Annotated in this window: 15 protein-coding genes and 1 pseudogene; 6 read left to right on the top strand and 10 right to left on the bottom strand. The window is 70.4% G+C overall.

Annotation, left to right across the window (positions count from 1 at the left end; genetic code table 11):
- Nucleotides 1–518 precede the first annotated feature (518 nt).
- From GEV28_RS33425 to GEV28_RS33410, 4 genes are all read left to right on the top strand, one after another.
- Nucleotides 519–821, top strand: a complete 303-nt coding sequence (locus GEV28_RS33425; RefSeq protein WP_291416832.1) for an ArsR family transcriptional regulator — start codon at nucleotides 519–521, stop codon at nucleotides 819–821.
- Nucleotides 811–1,326, top strand: a complete 516-nt coding sequence (locus GEV28_RS33420) for a YbaK/EbsC family protein (protein ID WP_291416829.1) — start codon at nucleotides 811–813, stop codon at nucleotides 1,324–1,326. The genes GEV28_RS33425 and GEV28_RS33420 overlap by 11 nt, the downstream gene beginning before the upstream one ends.
- 135 nt (nucleotides 1,327–1,461) lie before the next feature.
- A complete protein-coding gene (locus GEV28_RS33415; RefSeq protein ID WP_291416827.1) occupies nucleotides 1,462–1,776 on the top strand; it encodes a hypothetical protein in 315 nt (104 codons plus the stop codon).
- 75 nt (nucleotides 1,777–1,851) lie between these two features.
- Nucleotides 1,852–2,964 carry a DnaJ domain-containing protein gene (locus tag GEV28_RS33410; protein ID WP_291416825.1) on the top strand — a complete coding sequence of 371 codons (1,113 nt, stop codon included), beginning with the start codon at nucleotides 1,852–1,854 and terminating at the stop codon, nucleotides 2,962–2,964.
- 31 nt (nucleotides 2,965–2,995) lie between these two features.
- On the opposite strand, the gene GEV28_RS33405 is transcribed toward GEV28_RS33410, so the two are convergent.
- The 4 genes from GEV28_RS33405 to GEV28_RS33390 are packed head-to-tail and all read right to left on the bottom strand — an operon-like array spanning nucleotide 2,996 to nucleotide 8,812.
- Nucleotides 2,996–3,811: a carbohydrate ABC transporter permease gene (locus GEV28_RS33405; protein WP_291416822.1), complete on the bottom strand. Its 816-nt coding sequence runs from the start codon at nucleotides 3,809–3,811 to the stop codon at nucleotides 2,996–2,998.
- A complete protein-coding gene (locus GEV28_RS33400) occupies nucleotides 3,808–4,719 on the bottom strand; it encodes a carbohydrate ABC transporter permease (RefSeq protein ID WP_291416820.1) in 912 nt (303 codons plus the stop codon). Before GEV28_RS33400 ends, GEV28_RS33405 begins: the two co-directional genes overlap by 4 nt.
- A 5-nt stretch (nucleotides 4,720–4,724) precedes the next feature.
- Nucleotides 4,725–6,026: an ABC transporter substrate-binding protein gene (locus tag GEV28_RS33395; protein WP_291416818.1), complete on the bottom strand. Its 1,302-nt coding sequence runs from the start codon at nucleotides 6,024–6,026 to the stop codon at nucleotides 4,725–4,727.
- A gap of 17 nt (nucleotides 6,027–6,043) precedes the next feature.
- Nucleotides 6,044–8,812, bottom strand: coding sequence for an alpha-L-rhamnosidase (locus GEV28_RS33390; protein WP_291416816.1), 2,769 nt, complete (start codon nucleotides 8,810–8,812; stop codon nucleotides 6,044–6,046).
- Nucleotides 8,813–8,949: 137 nt separating this feature from the next.
- On the opposite strand from GEV28_RS33390, the gene GEV28_RS33385 reads away from it, so the two are divergent.
- The gene (locus tag GEV28_RS33385) at nucleotides 8,950–9,879 is read left to right on the top strand and encodes an AraC family transcriptional regulator (RefSeq protein ID WP_291416814.1); all 930 of its coding nucleotides are present in this window, start codon (nucleotides 8,950–8,952) and stop codon (nucleotides 9,877–9,879) included.
- 6 nt (nucleotides 9,880–9,885) lie between these two features.
- Here the strand turns inward: GEV28_RS33385 and GEV28_RS33380 are convergent.
- Nucleotides 9,886–10,782, bottom strand: a pseudogene (locus GEV28_RS33380) (neutral zinc metallopeptidase).
- A gap of 409 nt (nucleotides 10,783–11,191) precedes the next feature.
- Here GEV28_RS33380 and GEV28_RS33375 point away from each other — a divergent pair.
- Entirely contained in the window at nucleotides 11,192–11,608 is a 417-nt protein-coding gene (locus GEV28_RS33375; protein ID WP_291416812.1) for a hypothetical protein, read from the top strand.
- A 9-nt stretch (nucleotides 11,609–11,617) separates the two neighbouring features.
- Here the strand turns inward: GEV28_RS33375 and GEV28_RS33370 are convergent, their stop codons facing one another.
- The 5 genes from GEV28_RS33370 to GEV28_RS33350 all read right to left on the bottom strand — a co-directional run bounded on the left by GEV28_RS33370 (nucleotide 11,618) and on the right by GEV28_RS33350 (nucleotide 20,419).
- The gene (locus tag GEV28_RS33370) at nucleotides 11,618–12,136 is read right to left on the bottom strand and encodes a hypothetical protein (protein ID WP_291416810.1); all 519 of its coding nucleotides are present in this window, start codon (nucleotides 12,134–12,136) and stop codon (nucleotides 11,618–11,620) included.
- A complete protein-coding gene (locus tag GEV28_RS33365) occupies nucleotides 12,133–12,816 on the bottom strand; it encodes a hypothetical protein (RefSeq protein ID WP_291416808.1) in 684 nt (227 codons plus the stop codon). The genes GEV28_RS33370 and GEV28_RS33365 overlap by 4 nt, the downstream gene beginning before the upstream one ends.
- Before the next feature lie 125 nt (nucleotides 12,817–12,941).
- Nucleotides 12,942–18,626, bottom strand: coding sequence for a ThuA domain-containing protein (locus GEV28_RS33360; RefSeq protein WP_291416806.1), 5,685 nt, complete (start codon nucleotides 18,624–18,626; stop codon nucleotides 12,942–12,944).
- Nucleotides 18,627–18,862: 236 nt separating this feature from the next.
- A complete protein-coding gene (locus tag GEV28_RS33355) occupies nucleotides 18,863–20,134 on the bottom strand; it encodes an ROK family transcriptional regulator (RefSeq protein WP_291416804.1) in 1,272 nt (423 codons plus the stop codon).
- 147 nt (nucleotides 20,135–20,281) lie between these two features.
- Nucleotides 20,282–20,419, bottom strand: coding sequence for a hypothetical protein (locus GEV28_RS33350; RefSeq protein ID WP_291416834.1), 138 nt, complete (start codon nucleotides 20,417–20,419; stop codon nucleotides 20,282–20,284).
- Between the last annotated feature and the right edge of the window lie 151 nt (nucleotides 20,420–20,570).

The following is a 20,570-nucleotide window of genomic DNA, read 5'->3' as shown; positions in this document are numbered from 1 at the left end:
GCGTTTGCCGGGGCCCAGATCGCCCCTGGCCGCGTTGTCGGGAAACCCGAATACGACCCGGTATGAGGGATTCCCTCCGCCTCGCCAGGAACGATCTGGATCCCCGGCAAACATCAAACAACCTCGAACTCACGACACTAGTGTCGCGTGACCCTGAAACCTTGACGCCGCTGCGGCCAACAGCGGCCCCTGGCTGTGTTACGGCGTTGGAGAAAAGCCCAAGTACATCCAGTACGAGCGGCTTTCCTCCGCCTTAGGAACCACGTGGATCCACAGCGGACGCAAGGAACAGGATCACGCGACACTAGGGCCTCACTAGGGCCTGGCCCATGATGCCGGCCGACGGCTTGGAGACGTTGCGCGGCGGACGTCCTCGCCGCCATCGAGTCGACGCTCGCGGCGCCGGGCGACCCGCACGGCCGACCTCGGCGGCACGGCCACCACGCGCGAGGTGGCCGACGCCCTCGCGGTGCACCCGGCGACTGGACAGGCGATGAGCTAATTAGCATAATGCCTTAGTGCTCGACGTCGACCTGCTCAGAGCGCTTGCCAACGACAAGCGGCTGCTGGTGCTGGAGTGGCTCCGCGACCCGGAGCGCCACTTCCCGCCCCAGCGCGACGGCGACCTCGTCCGGGACGGGGTCTGCTCGTTGTTCATCGCCGAGAAGCTCGGCGTCAGCCAGCCGACCTGCGGTGCGCATCTGAAGGTCCTCGGCCGCGCCGGCCTGGTCCGCGGCAAGAAGATCAAGCAGTGGGTGTTCTACCAGCGGGTCGAGGAACGCATCGCCGAAGCGAAGGAGCTGCTGGGCAGTGACTGGTGAACCGACGACCACCGATGTCGCCGTGGACGCGTGCACCCGCCTCATCGCGGACCTCGACGCGGCCGGCGCGCGCTACCGGCTGATCGACCACGCGCCGGAAGGGCGCACCGAACTGGTCAGCGCGCTGCGCGGGCACGACGTCGCCCTGGCCGCGAAGTGCCTCGTCGTCATGGTCAAGATCGGCAAGAAGCAGACCCGCTACCTGCTCGCCGTGGTACCCGGCAACGCACGCGTGAGCCTTGCCGCACTGAAGGAGCTCGTGGGCGGCACCTATGTGGGTTTCGCCGCCACCGCCAAGGCCGAGGAGCTGGCCGGCAGTGTGACCGGGACGGTACTGCCGATCAGCTACGACCCACGACTGGAGCTGGTCGTGGACCCGGCCCTGCTCACCGCGCCGGAGCTGTTCTTCAACGCCGCCCGGCTGGACCGCTCGATCGCCCTGGCGACCGAGGACTACGTCCGCGTCGCCGAACCACGCGTCGAGCACATAGTCGACCCGTCGTGAGTAGCCCCACCAACCAGCGAGCGAAGCGAGCCAAATGACACAGCCCACTCACCAGCGAGCGGAGCGAGCCACGCTACAGAGTTGCGAATTCTGATGAATCACGCGTAGTGTCCGGTTTATGACAGATTGTGGCGGTTGAGCGCCCGTCTGCGTACCAACCCCCGAGAGGTCAACGACATGGGTTTGTTCGACATCGTCAAGGACAAGGCCGCCGAGCTCTTCTCCGGCGCGAGTGAGAAGGTCAGCGAACTGACAGGTGTCGAACTGCCCGGTGCGGAGGCCGCCGACACCGCCGACAACGCTGCCGACACCGCCGTCGACACCGCTCAAAGCGTCACCGACACCGCGACCGGTGCCGCGCAGGACGTCACCGATGCCGCGTCCGACGCGGTCGACAACGTGACGGGCGATGTGACCGGCGACGCGACCGACCCGCACAGGGGCGAGTAGCACCCACCCGGTCGGGGTGCATGCGAGTGAGGCCATAGCCTGTTCCCGCGCGGGAGGCGGAAGACGGGCGGTGCGGTGCGCGGGATCGACTACTACGAACTGCTCGGGGTCCCACGGGACGCCTCCTCCTCCGAGATCAGGTCGGCCTACCGGACGCTGGCCAAGGCCATGCATCCCGACACGGGCGGCACCGCTGGGACGTTCCGGCTGCTGCGCGAGGCGTACGAGACGCTGACCGACCCGGAGCGCCGGGACGACTACGACAGCGGCGGCCGGGACGGTGCCGAACCCGACGAGCCCGAGGAACCCGCGCCGCCACCGGCGGGTGAGCGCCGGCGGCCCGCCAGGCGCGCCTCGGGGTCCCACCACGTTCCCACGCTGCCCCCGATAGCTCCCGGCACGATCGCGTGGTGGGACCAGGTTCGGGACGGCGGCCGGGTCACGCTGTTCCCTCCGGTTCGGCCCACCCAGGCGGTCGTGCTGGCGATGGTGGGCGGCTGGGTCCTTCTCGTCGTGCTCCTGGTGTTCGCCGGCCCGCCGGTGCCTGTGCTGGCCGGAGCGCTGCTGGTGCTGGCCGGCGCGGGCGCCGCGGTGGGCCGGACCGGCCGGCGGCATCTCGCGGCCAGGAGGACCGACCGGGCGTTCGCGGCCGAGTTCGGCACGCGGGTGGTGTTCGGCAAGCCCGGCGCCGAACCGGACGAGGCGGGCGAGCGGCTGACCGCGGACCTGCTTTCCCGGTACCTGACCCGCATTCCCGGCGTGCGGATCTTCCACGGGCTGGCCGCCGAGGTCGGCTCGGTGTTCGCCGACATCGACCACGCGGTGCTGTGCGGCCGCCGGCTGGTGCTGATCGAGTCGAAGCTGTGGCTGCCCGGCGACTACCGCGTCGACGAGGCGGGCGGCCTGTGGCGCAACGGCCACCGGTTCCGCGGCGGCGCGGTCCGGCTGCCGGACCAGATCGCCGCCTACCGCGCGCTGCTGCCGGACCTCGAGCTGCGTGGCGTGCTGCTGCTCTACCCCAGCGCGCCCGGCGGGATCACCGTCGGCGACCCGCGGGCGGAGGTCCCACCGATGGTGCCGGACCAGTTCGTCCGCGATGTCGGTGGGTGGCTGGCCGCTGATCCGTCCACTGTGGACCGTGAGGCCTTCAGGACCCTGCTCCGCCAGGTGGTGGTCTCCCCCGACTGACCGGAGGTCGTTCGCCGGCCCGGCACGCGGCTCACTTCAGCGCGCCGGCGGTCAGCCCGGCCACGATGCGGCGGTTCGCCACCATGAACATCACGAGTGGGGGGATCGTGATCAGCAGGATGTTCGTGAACAGCAGGTTGTACTGGGTCGAGTACTGGCTCTGGAAGTTGTAGAGGGTCAGTTGCACGGTCGCGTTCTGTTCGCCCGGCAGGAAGTACAGCGGGTTGGTGAAGTCGTTGAAGATCACCACCGACTGGACGACGATCACGGTCACCGCGACCGAGCGGAGCAGCGGGAAGATCACCTGGAAGAACACGCGCAGCGGGCCGGCGCCGTCGACTACCGCGGACTCGTCGAGCTCGCGCGGGATCGTGGCGAGGAAGTTGCGGAACAGCAGTACCGAGAACGACAGGCCGAACGCCACCTCGACCATGATCAGGCCGGGCATGGTGCGGAACAGGCCAATGCCCTGGAGCACCCAGATGGTGGGCACGACCGCGGGCGGGATGATCAGTCCGGAGAGGACCAGCAGGCTCACCAGGCCGGTCCAGCGGGTTCGGCGCCGCTGCAGGACGAAGGCCACCATCGCGGACAGGATCACGAGGATCGTCACGCTGCTCACGGTCAGGATCGTGCTGTTGATGAACGCGATGATCAGCATGTAGTCGCGGGCGGCGACCACGTCGAGGAAGTTCTGCACGAACCGAAGCTGGTCCGGCCACGAGAAGTCCAGCGCAGCCGCCGCGGAGCGGTCCTTGAGGGCCTGCAGCACGATGAACGCGAACGGCACCACGAACAGCACGACCGACACCATGACGGCGACGGCGCTGAGCAGATACCGCCTCACAGCCGCACCTCCCGCCGGCCCAGCAGCCACGACAGCGGCAGGACGATCGCCGTCACCATGAGGAACAGCACCACGTTCCCGGCGGTCGACAGGCCGTAGAAACCCGCCTGGTACTGCTTGTAGATCACCGACGCGATCACGTCCGAGGTGAAGCCCGGGCCGCCGCGGGTCATCGCCCAGATCAGGTCGAACGACCGCAGCCCGCCGATCAGCGACAGGATGATCACGGTGGCCGTCGCCGGCATGCACAGCGGCAGCAGGATGTGCCGGAACGTCGACACCGCGCCGGCGCCGTCGACGCGGGCCGCCTCGAAGTACTCCCGAGGAATCGACACGATGCCGGCGATGTAGATCACCGTCGCGAGCCCAATGCCCTTCCACACGTCGACCAGCGCCACCGACAGCAGCGCGTAGGACGGGTCGGTCAGCCACCCCGGCCCCTGGATCCCCAGCGTGGCGAGCGCGTCGTTGATCAGCCCCTGGCTCGGGTGCAGGAGAATGGTGAACGTGATGCCCACCCCGATGGTGCTGACCAGGACCGGGAAGAACACCACCGAGCGCAGGAAACCGCGGCCGAGGATGTTCGACGTCAGCAGCACCGCCAGCGGCAGACCGAGGACGATCTTGAGCCCCGAAGTGACAACGGCGTAGACCAGGGTGTTCGTCAGCCCTTTGACCAGGGCCGGCTCCTGGAAGAACAGCACGAAGTTCTCGAGGCCGACGAACTCCTGGTCGAACAGCGTCCACCGGGTCAGGCTGAACCAGAACGACGCGAACGTGGGCAGCAGGAACAGCACGCTGTAGACGACCGCCGCCGGCAGGTAGAACCAGTGCGGGTAGGGCGAGCGGGCCCGGCGCGGGGCCTGCTGGGACAGGAGCACCGGCCGGCCGGCGGCGGTCGTCACCATCGCGGTTACCAGCCGGGGAGCCCGAGCTGCTGCGCCTGCTTCTCGACGTCCCTGTCGTAGAGCGCTGCGCCGTCCTTCGCGGACCGGATGCCGGACCCGACCTCGACGGTGATCTGCTCCAGTGCCGGGCCCTTGACCGGTGACACGAACTCCAGCGCCGGCGTGGCCTGCCCCTCCGTCTCGAAGTAGGGCAGCATGTCCCGCACCGCCTGCGGCAGGTCGTCGGGTAGCGGGCAGTCCTTCACCACGTACGGCCCGGTCGGCGCGTATGCCTTCGTCTGTGCCTCGCAGCCCTCGGGGCTCGCGACGAACGCGAGGAACTGCTTCGCCGCGTCCAGCCGCTCCCCCTCGGTCGACTTGGGAATGTAGACCCCGCCCGGCGTCCAGATCGTGAGGCCGTTCTTCGCGGCGTCGTCGCCCGGCAGCGCGAAGAGTCCGACGTCCTCGGCAGCGTCGGGGTCGTTGGCCACCATGGTGCTGACCACGAAAGTGAGGATCGGGTAGTGCGCGCCCTTGCCGGCGGCGAGCTCGCGCAGACCGTCCTCGAAGGACTCCGCGGCGAAGTCCTTGTTGAGGTAGCCGGCGTCGTGCACCTCCTGCAGGCGCTGGAACCCCTTGATGGCCGCGGCCGACTCGGCGTAGTTGGTCTTGTTGGCGGTGTAGTCGTCGGCGAACTCCGGCTCGGCCGCGGCGACGTTGTGGAAGTCGGCGAGCACGAACAGCTGCGAGGTCCAGGTGTCCTTGTAGGTCTGGATCACCGGCGCGACGCCCGCGGCCTTGATCTTCGCGTTGTTCGCCATGAACTCGTCCCACGTCTTCGGGACCTGCAGGCCGAGCTGCTCGTAGACCTTCCGGTTGTACAGCACGCCACCGCCGCTGGCGTTGCCCATCGGCACGCCGTACACCTCGTCACCGACCGAGACCGTGGGGAAGAACGTGTCCTGGACGTTGTCGAGGAACGCCTCGCCCGTCAGGGACACCAGGCTCTCCTTCGGCTTGAGCGCCTGCAGCAGCGAGCCGGAGTTGTACTGGAAGACGTCCGTCATGTCCCCTGTGGACAGACGGGTCTTCACGATGTTGTCGCCCTCGCCGCCCTGCGGGCGCACCTCGACGTCCACCTCGATGTCCGGGTGCTTCGCCGTGAACGCGGTCGCCAGTCCCTCGGCCTGCTTGACCCCCGCGTCGGAGTTGTCGATGAGGAAGGTCAGCGTGAGCTTGCCGTCGGCGTCGCTGGAGCCGAGGTCGCCGGGGCTGCACGCGGCGACCGCGAGAAGGAGCGAGACGGCCAGTGTGCGTACGGGTTTCATCGAACCTCCGGGTGGATCTAGTGCTGGAAGAGGGAGTCGAGGCGGGCCCGGAGCTCGGCGGACGGGGCGAACCCGGGGAGGGCGTCGGCGAGCGCGTCGGCGGGGGCGTCGAGGTACCGGGCGAGGCGCGCGGCGGCCTCCCGCTCGTCGCGGACCAGGTCGAGCGCGGTGGCCACCTCGACGACCCGTGCCCAGGTGGTCTCGTGGTCGAGGACATCGCGGACGGTCGGCTCGGCGGGAAGCGTGGGCGCGGTGGCCCACGGGTCGGGCACGTCCCAGTCGTGCCGGCCGTGCTCGACGAGCACCGGCCCGCTCCGGCCCGGGACGTGCACGGTCGCGGTCGCGCCCACCGGCACGGTCACCCGCAGCGTCAGCCGGCCGTCCGCGCGGTGCCAGGAGACGGCGGCCTCGCCGTAGGGCGTGCGGTGCCGGGCCGACGCCGCCGACAGGCCTGGCCAGGGCCGCGGCCGGACCAGCAGCTCGCGGTAGCCGGGGTGGGCCGGGGCCAGGCCGGCGACCGTCCGATGTAGCCAGTCGGCGACCGCACCGAGCGCGTAGTGGTTGAACGAGGTCATCTGGCCGGGGTTGACGGAGCCGTCGGGCAGCATGCTGTCCCAGCGCTCCCATACCGTGGTCGCGCCCATCGTCACCGGGTACAGCCACGACGGGCAGCCGGTCTGCAGCAGCAGCCGGTAGGCGACGTCCAGGTGCCCCGTCGAGGTGAGCGCGTCCATGATCAGCGGTGTGCCGACGAACCCGGTGGCCGTGCGGAAACCCGCGCCACGCACCAGGTCCGCGAGCCGGTCCCCCGCCCGCTCACGCTGCTCCGCGGTGGGCAGCAGCGACCAGACCAGGGCGAGCGCGTACACCGTGGCCGCGTCGCTGAGCACCCGGCCGCCCGCGGTGACGTACTCGCGGTCGAACGCCTCCCGGACCTGCGCGGCGAGCTCCGCGTACTGCCTGCGCACCGAGTCGTCGCCGAGCAGGCCGGCCGCCTCGGCGACGACCTGCGCCGACCGTGCCAGGTACGCGGTCGCGATCACGTCCGGGTCGGCCTTCGCGGCGAACGGCTCATCGGGCGGCGCGGCCGGGTCGAGCCAGTCACCGAACTGGAAGCCACCGGCCCACACCAGGTCCTTGCCCGCCAGGTTCGCCGCGCGGTCCACCCACGCCCGCATGCTGGGCAGCTGCCCCCGCAGCAGCTCCAGGTCACCGGTGCGTGCGTGGATGACCCACGGGACGAGCGTGGCCGCGTCCCCCCACGCGGCCGCGGCCTGCGACGACCGGCGCAGCACGTCGGGCACGACGAACGGGACCGAGCCGTCCTCGCCCTGCTCGGCGGCGAGGTCGGCGAGCCAGGAGGTGAGAAAGCCCGCGCAGTCGAACAGGAACGCGGCGGTGGCCCCGAATACCTGGACGTCGCCGGTCCACCCCAGCCGCTCGTCTCGTTGCGGGCAGTCCGTTGGCACGTCGACGAAGTTTCCGCGCGCGCTCCACACCACGTTGTCGTGGAACCGGTTCAGCAGCGGGTCGGAGCACTCGAACCAGCCGGCGCGCCGCAGGTCGGTGCCGATGACCACGGCCTCGACGTTCTCCTTCCGCAGGTCAGGCACGCCGGTGACCTCGGCGTAGCGGAAGCCGTGGAAGGTCAGGCCCGGCTCCAGCACCGCGTCGCCGGCCGTGAGGTAGCTGTCGGTGGCCCGCGCCGAGCGCAACGGGCGGACGCCGAGCTCGCCGTCCTCGAGCACCTCCGCGTGCCGCACGACGACCTCCTCGCCGGCGTCGCGTGCCCGCAGCCGCACCCAGCCGACGACGTTCTGTCCGAAGTCGACAATGGTGGCACCGGACGGCGAGGCCGACACCTCCAGCGCGGGCAGCACGTCCGTGACCCGCACCGGCGGCCCGTCCGGCGCGACGAGCCGGTCGAGGTCGGTGTCGAGCACGTCCACCGCGTCCTCGATCCCCGCCCGGGCCCGGAGGTCCGTGCGCTGCCCGTCGTAGAGGTCGTCGGCCAGCACGCCGCTCTCCCGGGCGGTCCAGGTGCCGTCCGTGGCGAGGACGTGGGTCTCTCCATCCACCGTGGTCACCTCGAGCTGGGCCAGCAGCGCGAGCCGGTCGCCGTAGACGGCGCGCTCACCGCGGAAGCCCAGCCGGCCGCGGTACCAGCCGTTGCCGAGCAGCACCTCGAGCGCGTTGGCACCGGGCCGGACCAGCGCGGTGACGGCGTAGGTCTGGTACCTCAACCGGTGGGGGTAGCTGGTCCAGCCGGGCGCCAGGACATGGTCGCCCACCCGGGTGCCGTTGAGCTCGGCGACGTAGATCCCGTGCGCCGTCGCGTAGAGCCGGGCCGAGACGACCTCACCCGGAACGGTCACCGTGCCGCGCACGATCGGGGCCGGGGCACCGAGGCCGCCGAGGGTTCGCGGGCTCACCAGCCGGGCGGTCCAGTCGCCGGTGTCGAGGCCGGCTTCGACCGCCGCGGGCTCACTCCACCCGGTCCACTCGTCGTCGCGGACCCGCACGCGCACCACGACCCGCTCACGCGACGCGAGCGGCGCGCCCGGCCACGGCACCAGCACCTGCCCGGCCGAGTCCCCTGTGTCCACTGTGTACCGCCGCGGCTCGCCCGCCCCGCGGGTAAGCTCCACCTCGTAGGCCCGCTGCCGGAACCCGGGCTCGGCCTCGGGCAGGTGCCAGGACAGCCGTGGGCGGAGGTGCCCGGTGCCCAGCACGGGCGCGTCGTGGTGCTCGAAGCGAACGTCGGTGGGGGCCGCGGCGCGGGGCATGGCACTCCTCGTTGAGTGAAACGTTCCAAGTCGCGCCTAGATGTTGGGTCCAACGACCGTGCCGGGGATAGCCCGAGATGCACCGGTACTAGCACGAAGTTCACCTCGGGCCCGCGGCGGGCCTATGGTTGTCAGGCATGGAGGCCTTCCCGGTCGGGAACGCGAACGACCTGCTGTACTTCACCGACGGCACCCTCGCCTACGCCGGGCACCACCTGCACGACCCGGGTCACCACCTGCACACGCACAGCTTCATGGAGGTCGCGGTCGTCACCGGCGGCGACGGTAGGCACGTCTCGCTCGCCGGCCGCCAGTCTCTGCGGGTCGGCGACGTGATCCTGCTGCGGCCCGGAGTCTGGCACGGCTACGAGGACTGCCACCGGCTGGACGTGTTCAACTGCTGCTTCTCGACCGAGCTGCTGCACCGCGAGCTGGCGTGGACGCGCGAGGACCCACTGCTCGGCTATCTACTGTGGACCGGGCCGTACTCGTTGCGGCGCAGGGGAATGCTCACCACCTCGCTCGACGACGACACGCTCGCGGAGTGCGTGGGCCACCTGGACGCGTTGCACGGGCTGCGGTTCGCCTCGATGGCCCTGCACCGCGGGGACATCATCGGCCGGCTGTCGCTGTTCCTCAGCGCGCTCGCCCGCACCGTCGCCCGCGACGGCGACGCCACAGAAGGGCCGACCCACCCCGCGGTCGTCCACGCGATGCGGCTGATGGAGGCGCGGCCCGAGCACCGCTGGACGCTGCGCGAGCTGGCCGACCGGCTGCACCTCGCGCCCGGCTACCTGGTCCGGCTGTTCAAGTGCGCGACCGGCCTGCCACCGATGGCCTACCTGTCCCGGCACCGCGTGGAGCTCGCGGCCACCCAGCTGCTGCACACCGACCAGTCGATCGCGCACATCGCACGCATGGTCGGCTGGCCGGACCAGAACTACTTCGCCCGCCGCTTCAAGCTCCACTTCGGACTGAGCGCGTCGGTCTACCGCGCCCGGTTCACGCACAACGCCGTACAGCTCGAGTCTGGCACGATCGTGAGCCGCGGACCCACCGCCGGATGACGCGCTCTACCCGAGGTTGTCGGTCTCGAAGGTGTTGCAGCGGTTGGGATCGCCGGTCTGGAACCCGGTCGTGTACCACTTCTGCCGCTGCGCGGACGAGCCGTGGCTGAACTGCGTGGTGTCGACCCGGCCGCCGCCCAGCTCGCGCTGGATGAAGTCGTCACCGATGCGGGACGCGGCGTCCAGCGCGGCGTTGACGTCGTCCTGCGTCACGCCGGTGATCAGCGGCTCGCCCGACTCGGTGGGGACGGTCGTGGCGTGGTTGGCCCACGTGCCGGCTCAGCAGTCCGCCTGCAGCTCCAGCCGCACCGAGTCCGACGTCGGGCCCGACCCCGGCCGTACCTGGTCGGAGGTCCCCAGCAGGTGCTGCACGTGATGCCCGTACTCGTGCGCCAGCACGTACGCCTCGACGAACGGCCCGCCGGTCGCGCCGAACCGCTGCTGGAGCTCCTGGAAGAAGTCCAGGTCGATGTAGACCTCCGCGTCCGCCGGGCAGTAGAACGGCCCCGCGGCGGAGGTGGCGTTGCCGCACCCGGTCCGCACGCCGCCGGAGAAGAAGTTGGTCTGTGCCTCCTGGTAGGCGCCGCTCTCGAACTGGCCGGTCCAGTAGGCCTGGATCGAGTTGATGAAGGCCACCGCGCGGCAGTCTGCCTCGCGGTTGGCGTCCGCGCCGGTGCGGCACTTCTCGCCGATCGCGTCGGAGCCGACCTGCTGGTCGGCGCTCACGTCGCCGAACCCGGCGCCCGCGGGCAGCGGCGCGCCGCCACCGAGCTGGGAGATCACGAAGTAGATGACGAGCCCGACGATCCCGAGCCCGCCACCACCGACAGCGAGCCGGCCACCGACGCCACGCCGGTCGCTGACCTGCGACGTGTCGAGCTCGGCGTCCTCGTTGAAGCGCACCGCGTGTCCTCCGACCAGGTCCCGGGAAGCGGGGACATAGATGGTCGCACGCGCGTGGAGGTGACGCATGACGTCACGCCGGGTGTGCAATCGGTTGCCGGTGCTCCTACGCTCGAGCCGAGATCATCGGCAGGGGGCCACCGCGCACACGGGCCGGACCACCCGCTCCCGCGGCGGCCACCCCGGCCACCGACTCGGCTCGACGCTCGCGACGGACAGCTGACCTCCCGCGAACTAGTCACATTGGGACTAGCCATGCGATCGGTGCCCGTAAAGCCTCATCGGAAACGTCAACACCCGCAGACGACCTCGCGCCGCGGCACGGGAACAGATGCGCTGCTGGCGCGTCTGCTGAACGATCCGCCCCTCCGGGTCCGTATTCGTAGGTGTGACGCCTCGATCCACCCTGGTGCTGGTTGCGAAGCTGGTCACGCTGCTGCTCGCGCTGCTGGTCGCGGCACTGGCGTCCGGCTGTGGCGCCGCCGCCGAGCCGGCCACCGCTCCCCCGACCACCACCTCGAGCACTCCGCCGGCCCAGGCCTACACCGTGGAGGAGCTGGCCGCGAAGCTCGGCTGCGCGGCCGAGCTCCAGGGCAAGGCGGCCGACTTCCGGCAGGCGTCCTGCACGGTGGACGGCGCGAACTTCGTGCTCCTCGACTTCCAGACCGCCGACGGCCAGCGCGCGTGGCTGGACTACGCGACGATGTTCGGCGGCGTCTACCTGGCCGGTGAACGCTGGGCGCTGTCCGGCAAGTCCAAGGAGTACTTGGAGGAGCTGCGGACGACCCTGGGCGGCACGATCGAGGAGGACACCAGCCAGGGGTGAGCCAGCTGGTCAGGCCGGGCTGGTCCGGCGGCGGCGGTACAGGGCGAAGGCCGTCGCCAGAGCGACCGCGAGGATGACCGCGGCCGTGACGACCAGGACCGCGGTGGTGGAGTTGCCGTCCGGGGCCGCGGGGGTGGGTCGCGGTGCGGCGGGGAGGTCGGCCGCGGTGACGGCCACGGTCTTGGTCGCCGGGGAGGGGTGGGTCGCGGTGACCGTCACGGTCCACTTGCCCACCGGCAGCGGCGTCTTGCTGAGGTAGAACGACTGGCCCTCGCTGGAGGCGACCATCGGGATCGGGCCCACGGTCTTGCCGTCGGCGGTCACCGCGGTGTAGCTCAGGTCCACCTGCTCGGTCACGAAATGGTGGTCCTTCGCGTAGGTCACCGTCGCGGTGACGCCTTGGCCGCCGTCGCCCTGGACCTCCAGCTCGATCGGGCCGCCGTGGGCCCATGCCGGGCCGGCCCCGGCGAACACGGCCAGTAGACCGGCCAGCAGGACGCCGGCCACCTTCGCTGCGCTGCGGATCATCGGTGTCCGCTCCCTTCTGGTGCGTCGTCGGGGGTGAGTGCTCCGCTGTCGGGGTCCGCCGGGAGGAACACGTGCTGGTGCCCGTGGCCGGCGTCCACGTTCACCTGGTCGAGCTGGGTACCGCCGACCGACCACGTCGTGACGGCGATGTCCCGCTGCCGGGCCGCGAGCTCGCGCAGCTCCGTGCCGCCGGTGAGGGACAGCGCGTAGGTGCGGACCGCGGCGTCGAGCTGGTCGACCGCCGCGGCGAGGCTGCCGCGGGCGACGTTGGTGGCGGTGCCACCCGACGGCGGGTTGTCGAACGCCGCAGCCGCCGCGTCGAGGGTCTGCTGCCATGTCGCCACGTCGGCGGCGGTGGCGGCCGGCTTCGGCGGCAGGGCGTCCGCGAGCCCGGACAGCACGGGCACCAGCTTGTCGCGGGTGCCGCGGGCCAGTGTGGTGAGCTCGGCGACCTGCCGCTTGTCCCGTGCGGCGTCGGTCTGCCGGATGGCGTCGGCCTGCTCGGCCTCGTCGCTCGGCCGGCCGATGAGGTACCCGGCGCCGCCGAACAGAACGGCGCCCACGACGAAGGCCAGCACCACCAGGCCGACCCGCCACCGGCCGGACGGCCGCGTCTCGACCGCGCCGAGGCGGAACGCCCTGGCCCGGGGGCGGGGTGGCGCCGTGGTGCGTCGGCTCATCGAAACCTTCTTCGATACCGGAACGGGGGACTCGCGGGTCCTGGGGGTTGGACTCGCGGGGTGAGTGCTGGGGGTGGGCGTCCCGCGGTGGGTGCGGCACCGCGGGACGCCCGGCTTCTAACCGGTCAGGACAGCCGCGCGATCACCGCGTCGGTGTCCCTGGCGAGGACCTCCCGGACCTCGGCGACCGGCACCTTCGTGGTATCGGTCGCCATGGTCCGGAACTTCGTCAACTGCTTGATCGCCTTGGCGTCGTTGCCGCTCGCCTCGGCCTTGCGGGCCTTGGTGAGCTGCGTCTGCAGGTCGTTCGCGTTGGCCTGGTTGAGCCAACCGACCGCACGGAAGCGGTCGATCAGGTTCGCCAGGTCGCGAGTGGACGTGGTGATGCCGAACGTGACCGTCTGCACGGTCCGGTTGCCGGCGTTGTCCACCGCGGTGACCTTCAGGGAGTGCACGCCCAGCGTCAGCGAGTACAGCGCCTGCAAGGTGCCGGAGCCGTACGCGTTGCCGTCCAACGTGCCGCGGAGCGTCTTGACCCCGGACGTGGTGTCCACGGCCTGCCAGCTGATCCGCAGGTCCTGGCTGTCGCCGTAGACCTGCCCGTCGGCGATGCCCGAGATCAGGACCGTCGGCGTGGTGCCGTCGATCTTGATCGTGGCCGCCTTCTCGGTCTCGGTGTTGCCCGCCTCGTCCTTCGACCGGTAGGCCACCGTGTGGGTGCCGTCGCCGGACACGTCGACCGGCTGGGTGTACGGCGTCCACCCGCCACCGTCCAATGAGTACTCGGTACTCGCCACCCCGGACGTCTCGTCCGTGGCGGCCAGGGTCACCGGGACCGCCCCGTCGTTCCACCCGCCGTCGTTCGGCGGGGCGAACTGCGCGGTGGTGAGCGGCGCCGTCGCGTCCACCTTGACCGAGAGGGCCTTGGCGTCCTCGACGTTGCCCGCGGTGTCCGCGGACCGGTACTGGACCTGGTGCGTCCCGTCGCCGCTCACGCTGAACGGCTCCGTGTACGGCGTCCACGCCCCACCGTCCACTGTGTACTCAGTGTGGTCAAGACCGCTGCCGCCGTCCTCGTCGGCCGCGGCCAGGGTGACCGTGACCGGCCCGGTGTACCAACCACTCGCGCCCGGGTTCGCCGGGTCGAGCGAGGCGGTGCTGACCGGAGCGGTCTCGTCGGCGGCCTGCGCCCAGGACGCGTGGAAGTAGTCGAACTTGGCGGTCACCGACGCGGTCTGGTTGACCCCGAAGGCGAACAGCCCGACCTTCCCACCGGACACCGCGGCGTTGGTGACCGGCTCGGCCACCTCGGTCCACGTCGTCCCGTCGTCGGAGTAGAACCCGTGGTAGGTGTCACCCTGCTTGGTCAGCCGCAGCCACCACACACCCTGGGTGAGGTTGCCTGCCTGCGGCTGCGGGTCCTGCACCACGTCGCCGATCTCGCTGCGCAGCTCGATCCGCTTGGCCGTGGCACTGTCGGTGATGTAGTCGAACTTCACGTAGTTCGCGTCGTCGACGTACACCATCAGGCCGCCCTGGTGGTAGGCCTCGTTGAACGCGCTCCCGTCGACCTTGGTCTCCACCGTCCAGTCCCCGGCGGGCGGGTTCTGCAGGGTGAAGTTGGTCGGATCGGAGTTCGGCGTCGTGTAGATGTCACCGTTGCTGGTGTCGATCTCCAGGTTGCCACCGGTGACGCGCTCGGCGGCCGGGTCCGGCCGTACGATCGTGGTCCACCGGCAACCGTCCACAGAGGTCCCGTCGAACTCGTCGTTCGGCGAGGCGGCCCCCGCGGTGTCGTCCGGCACGAGCTGGAAGTAGTCGAACGCCGCCTCGATGACCGGCCGGGTGCCCGTGCCGGACAGCGAGACCAGGCCGATGCGCGGGTTGTCGATCCCCGCGATCAGCTTGTCGGTCTGCGGCATCGCGGTCCACGACAGCCCGTCCGCCGAGTACGACGCGGTCAGCCGGGTGCCGTCACTCGCCAGCCGCACGAAGACGGTGTCCGGGTAGTCGGCGCCGAGGTTGGCCGTGTTCGAGTCGGCGACCTCGTTCGGCTCGCCGTTCTCCTCCCTGATGAACTGGAAGATCCTGGCGTTGGCGTCAGCCGTGCCACGACCTTCGAGGACCATCTTGGCGTAGTTGTCGTCGTCGCTGTAGAGGATCAGACCTGCCTGCTGGTAGGCGTCCCGCGCGGTCAGCGACACCTTGGTCGTGGCCTGCCATGCCCCGTCAGGGGTGGGCTGGAGGACCAGGTTCGGGGTCGGGTTCGAGTTGTCCGCCCCGTAGATGTCGGTGTTCGTCGTCGGGATGCGCAGGCTGCCGCCGGAGACGGTCAGGTCCTGGTTCTCCCGCACGACCGTCCACCGGCCGGCGTCGAGCGACGTGCCGAGGAAGTCGTCGGACCTGCCGGTCAGGCAGCTCGGGCTCGGACTGTCCACTGTGATCGGTACGTGCTCGGTGGTGGCCGCGCCCTTCGAGTCGGTGACGGTCACCATGGCCTCGTAGTTGCCGGGTGCGGTGTAGGTGTAGGACGTGTCCGGTGTGGTCGGTGCGGGTGCGCCGGCCACGCCGAAGTTCCACTGGTAGGTCAGCGGAGTGTCGCCCTCGGGGTCGGTGGCGTCGGACGTGAAGTCCACCGTCAGCGGCGCGGTGCCGCGGCTCGGGGTGCCGGTCGCGGTGACCTCGGGGCGCTGGTTGTCGGTGACACCCTTGCCGTTGAAGTCGACCCAGTTGACGTTGAACATGCCGCCGGTGTTGGTGCTGCCGGCCGGCCGCCTGGCCACGAAGTACAGCGGTCCGCTCGTGGTCGGCGGGTTGTCCAGCGCAAGCGACACGTCCGTGAAGCTCTGCCAGTCACCCGTCACCGGTACCGCGACGCTGCCCACGAGTGGGCCGTCCGCGGCGCCGGAGTGCACCTCGATCGTGCCGCCGCCACCGGCGGACGCCACCCGGAACCCGATCGAGTCCACATCGGACAGGTTGGTCGGGTCGAAGGACCACCAGTCGCCGTCCTCGATGAACCCGATGTTGCGGAAGCCGCCCGCCGTGTCGGAGGTGGTCTCCACCTGGACCCCGGGATCGCCGGTGCCGGCGCCGTCGGCCGTGCGGCCGGTGGCGGTGAAGAACTCGGCCTGCTTGTGCTTGGGCTGCAGGATCGACTGCGCCCGGCCGGTCAGCGCCGACGCACCGCCGGCACCGCCCTTGTCGGTGTAGCTGGCCTCGAACACGGCGAAGACGTTGTCGCCCTCGGAGTGCCCGGAGGACAGCGTGGTCTGCACGGTGCCCGAACAGCCGGTGTACTGGTCGAGCGGGTGGCCGTGCGTGTCGTGGCCGAGGATCGACTGCAGTTGTACGTCGTCGCAGTTGATCGTGCCGTCCTCGGGGTCGGTGACCGTGACGGTGAACTTCACCTGGTCACCCCAGTCGAAGAACCCTCCGTTCGGTGGCAGGTTCAGCGTCACCGTCGGGGCGGTGTTGCCGACCACGATCGGGACGCTTGCGTTGCCGGTCCGCCCGTCGGCGTCGGTCACCGTGAGGGTCGCGCTGAAGTTGCCGTTGGCGGTGTAGGTGTGGCTCGGGTTCGCCTCCGTGGAGTCGGTGGTGCCGTCCCCGTCGAAGTCCCATGCGTAGGTGATGGGCGTGCCGTCCGGGTCCAGCGAGCCGTCACTGCCGAACTGCACGGCGAGCGGGGCGATGCCGGACGTCTTGTCCGCCTGCGCCCGGGCGATCGGCGCCCGGTTGCCCTGCACGTAGTCGATCCGGTAGACGCCGGAGTCGGCGTTGTCGCCGCCGAAGCCGGAGCCCCACTCGATCATGTACAGCGCGCCGTCCGGACCGAACTTCATGTCCATCGGCTTGAGCATCGTGAACGACTTGAAGATCTGGTTGATGTCCACGAGCTGGCTGCCGTCCTCGTTCAGCTGGAACGAGTACAGCTTGCTCTGGTTCCACTCGGCGAACATCGCCTTGCCGTCCCAGTACGCCGGCCACTTCCGGTCCGAGGCGAGGTCCGCGTCGTACCGGTAGACCGGGCCGGCCATGGGCGCGCCGCCGCCACCGAGCTCGGGGAACGCCGGGTTGGTGGCGTAGTGGTAGTCCACCATGGCCGGGATCGCCGGCGGCAGCTCGGTGAGACCGGTGTTGTTCGGCGAGTTGTTCACCGGGTGCGCGCAGTCGAACGTCGCACCCGAGGTGCCGGTGGCGAAGTCGTAGTCGTTGTAGGGGACGTTCTGGCCGATGCAGTAGGGCCAGCCGTAGAAGCCCGGCTGGTTCATGATGTCCCACTCGACCGTGTTCTCCGGCCCGCGGGTCGCGCTCGCCGACTGGGCGTCCGGACCGTAGTTGGCGACCATCAGCTTGTGCGTCGACGGGTCGATGCCGATCCGGAACGGGTTGCGGAAGCCCATCGCGTAGATCTCCGGCCGGGTCTGCGCCGTGCCCGGCGCGAACAGGTTCCCGTCGGGGATCGTGTACGTGCCGTCGGTCTCCGGGTGGATCCGCAGCACCTTGCCGCGCAGGTCGTTGGTGTTGGCCGCGGACTTCTGCGCGTCCCAGTCCGACCGGCCGGCGCGCTCGTCGATCGGGGCGTAGCCGTCGGAGTCGAACGGGTTTGTGTTGTCACCGTTGGCGAGCCACAGGTCGCCGGTCTCCTCGTCGAAGACCATGCCGCCGCCGTGGTGGCAGCACTGCGTCCGCTGGACCGGAACGGACAGCACGGCCTTCTCGCTGGCGAGGTCGAGGGTGCTGTCGGGGTTCACGGTGAACCGGGACAGCCGGTCGACGTTCTCGGTTCCGGTGGGCGAGTAGTAGAGGTAGATCCAGTTGTTGGTGGCGAAATCGGGGTCGAGCGCCATGCCGAGCAGGCCGCTCTCGTTGGCGGTGAACACGTCCAGGTGCGCCGCGGTCGCGGTGCCGCCCGCGGGCTGGACGACCTTCACGTCACCGAGCCGGTCGATGTAGAACACCCGCCCGTCCTCGGCGATGTCGAGCATCATCGGGTTGGACGTGTTGTCGTCGAGGGTGACCTTGTCGAAGCTGGCGTCCTGGGAGGCGGAGCAGTCCGCGGGGACCACGCCGGCCGCGGTCTGGATGCCGCCGAGCAGGAGCTGCAGGAACTCCGGCTCGACGAAGCTCTCCTTGGTGTGCCCGAGGCCGGTGTACCAGGACCGGCCGCCGTCGTAGTCCTGGCACCAGGTGTTCGGATGGTCGAAGCCCATCGTGCCGCCGGTGTAGGACGACTCGTCCAGCGAGGTCAGCACGTGCACCGTGCCGCGCGGGTCGGTCTGGTAGTCGTACCACTCGTCGGTGCGGTCCCAGGTGGTCGGCAGGCCCGCGGTGGACGGGTGCGCCGGGTCCTCGACCTTGACGGTGGCCTGCTGGATCGCCGGGTGCTGCTTGAAGTAGGCGCCGACGAGCCCGCCGTACCACTCCCAGTCGTAGCTGGAGTCCGCGGCCGCGTGCACGCCGACGAACCCGCCGCCGTGCTCGATGTAGCGCTGGAAGGCGTCCTTCTCGGACTGGGCGCCGAGCGGGTCGCCGGTGGTGGAGAGGAAGATCACCACGTTGTACTGCGCGAGGTTGTCGTCGGTGAACAGCGTGCTGTCCTCGGTCGCGTCGACCGCGAAGTCGTGGTCCTGCCCGAGTTGCTGGATCGCGGCGATGCCGTCCGGGATCGAGTCGTGCCGGAAGCCGGTCGTCTTCGAGAAGACGAGTGCCTTGAACGGCGCGTCGGCGGCGGGTGCCGCCGCCGCGGCGACGGCGGGGGTCGCCGAGGCCATGCTGGCGGCGACCGCGGCTACCGTCGCCGCCACCACCAACGGTCTACAGAGTCGAGCCAAACGACGTAACCGTGGCGAGAACGCCGCGGCCGCCCTGCTCGTCAGGGACATCGATTAACCTCCCAAGAGGTGCCCGGAAACCCGGGTGGGGGTGTGACTGGCGTTGCTTCCCCGACAGGTGCGGATCGTCCGCGGACGGTTCCTCCTTTCTCCCGTGTGGTGCACCTGCCGTGGTGCGGGGCGCGGCCACGCCCCGCACCACGGCCTGTTCAGGCCCTATGTCGCACAGCAACAAGGGTCGGGTCATCGAGTACCGCTTCCAGCGCCACATGGGCGCCACCGCGGGAGGCCGCGGCGAAACCGAGGGTCGAGAGCTCCACCCGGCACGCCCCCGCGTCCGCCGCGATGACCCGCGCGCGCATCTCGCTCAGCATCGGCTCGAGCAGGTAGTGCCCGAGGCTCGCGAAGTAGCCGCCGAGGACCAGGACGCGCGGGTTGAACACGTTGACGAGGATCGACGCGCCGAGGCCGAGCGCGGTGCCGACAAGCTCCAACGCCTCCAGCGTGCGCGGGTCGTCCTCGTCGGCGCGACGGCTGATCATCGCCAGCCGCTGCTCGAGGTCCAGCGACGGGTCGCACACCGGGTCGTCGGTGGCGGCGGCCATCCGCAGCAGCGCGGCCAGGCCGACCATGGTCTCCCAGCAGCCGCGCCGGCCGCAGCCGCACATGTGCCCGCTCGGGTTGAGTGGCATGTGCCCGATCTCGCCGGAGAACCCCTCGGCGCCGCGGAGCAGCCGGCCGTCGATCATCACGCCGCCGCCGACGCCGGTCTCGCCGGTGAGGTAGACCAGGTCAGGGGTGCCGGCCATGCCACCCATCGCGTACTCGCCGAGCGCGGCGAGGTTGGCGTCGTTGTCGACCTGGACTCCGAACACGGGCCGGCCGAGCCGCTCGGTCAGCCGGGAGGTGAGCCCTTCCACGACGGCGACCTGGGTCCAGTGCAGGTTCGGCGCGAAGGCCACGACGCCGGAGTCGATGTCGACCAGGGCGGGGACGGCGAGGGTCATCCCGACCGGCGTCATCCCGATCCGGGCGCACTCGGCGAGCGCGCGCACGGCGAGGTCGGTGACGGCGTCGAGGACGGCGTCGGTGGGCAGCGCCTGCACGTCGAGGGCGACCCGCTGGTCGAAGACGACGGTGTTGGTGAGGTCGAGCACGAGCGCGGTCACGTAGTCGACGTTGATCTCGACGCCGATGCCGCCGATGCCGCGCCCGTCCAGCTCGACGATCTGGCCAGGCCGCCCGACCGAGCCGCCGCGCTGCACGTTGCCCTCGCGGACCAGCCCGCGCTCGATCAGCTCGGCGATCAGGCTGGACACGGTGCCCCTGTTCAGGCCGGTCTCCACCGAGATCCGGGCCCGCGAACGCGGACCGGCCTCGCGCAGGTGGCGCAGCACCAGTGCGAGGTTGTTGCGGCGCATGGTCAGCTGGTCGGCAGGCTGCCGGCCGGCCGTGCGCCGCGTTGGTGGTGAGGCGTTCACAGGGCACCGCCATTAATTTGTCCGTTAGCCGGACAAATTAAGCCGGTGTGAAAACGCCGTCAAGGGTTACCGGCAAGTTTCGTACCGGTAACCCGACACGACGGCAGCAGACGGACGAACTTCGGGGGTGCGTGTCCCCCGGGTGGCTCAGAACCAGTGCGCCCGGCCGCCGACCCGACGGCCGGTGCCGCCCAGGATCGCGAGAACGGCGCCCACGACGACCAGCACGATGCCGATCGTCCACAAGATCGAGATTCCGGCGATGAAACCGATGACGAGTAACACAGCTCCGAGAATGATCAACGCGGGGCTCCTTTGGTCGGCTGACTGTGTGGCTTTAGCCGAGTGGCCGTCAGTCGAGTTCCCCGTCGGGCAGTCCCAAACGTCACCGCCCTGTCAGCGCTCACGCCCGGTCAGCGCTCACGCCCGGTCAGCG

Origin of the sequence: Actinophytocola sp., from assembly GCF_009379765.1 — a bacterium.
In the GTDB taxonomy this organism is placed as follows: Bacteria; Actinomycetota; Actinomycetes; order Mycobacteriales; family Pseudonocardiaceae; genus Actinophytocola.
Note: the sequence above shows the minus strand (reverse complement) of the source record. Positions and strands in the feature narration are given on the sequence as shown.

Bases quoted from the DNA above. Each gene is read 5' to 3' on its own strand.
- GEV28_RS33395 (WP_291416818.1), bottom strand. From the start codon at position 6,026: ATGAAACCCGTACGCACACTGGCCGTCTCGCTCCTTCTCGCGGTCGCC.
- GEV28_RS33370 (WP_291416810.1), bottom strand. From the start codon at position 12,136: ATGATCCGCAGCGCAGCGAAGGTGGCCGGCGTCCTGCTGGCCGGTCTA.
- GEV28_RS33390 (WP_291416816.1), bottom strand. From the start codon at position 8,812: ATGCCCCGCGCCGCGGCCCCCACCGACGTTCGCTTCGAGCACCACGAC.
- GEV28_RS33385 (WP_291416814.1), top strand. From the start codon at position 8,950: ATGGAGGCCTTCCCGGTCGGGAACGCGAACGACCTGCTGTACTTCACC.
- GEV28_RS33400 (WP_291416820.1), bottom strand. From the start codon at position 4,719: ATGGTGACGACCGCCGCCGGCCGGCCGGTGCTCCTGTCCCAGCAGGCC.
- GEV28_RS33365 (WP_291416808.1), bottom strand. From the start codon at position 12,816: ATGAGCCGACGCACCACGGCGCCACCCCGCCCCCGGGCCAGGGCGTTC.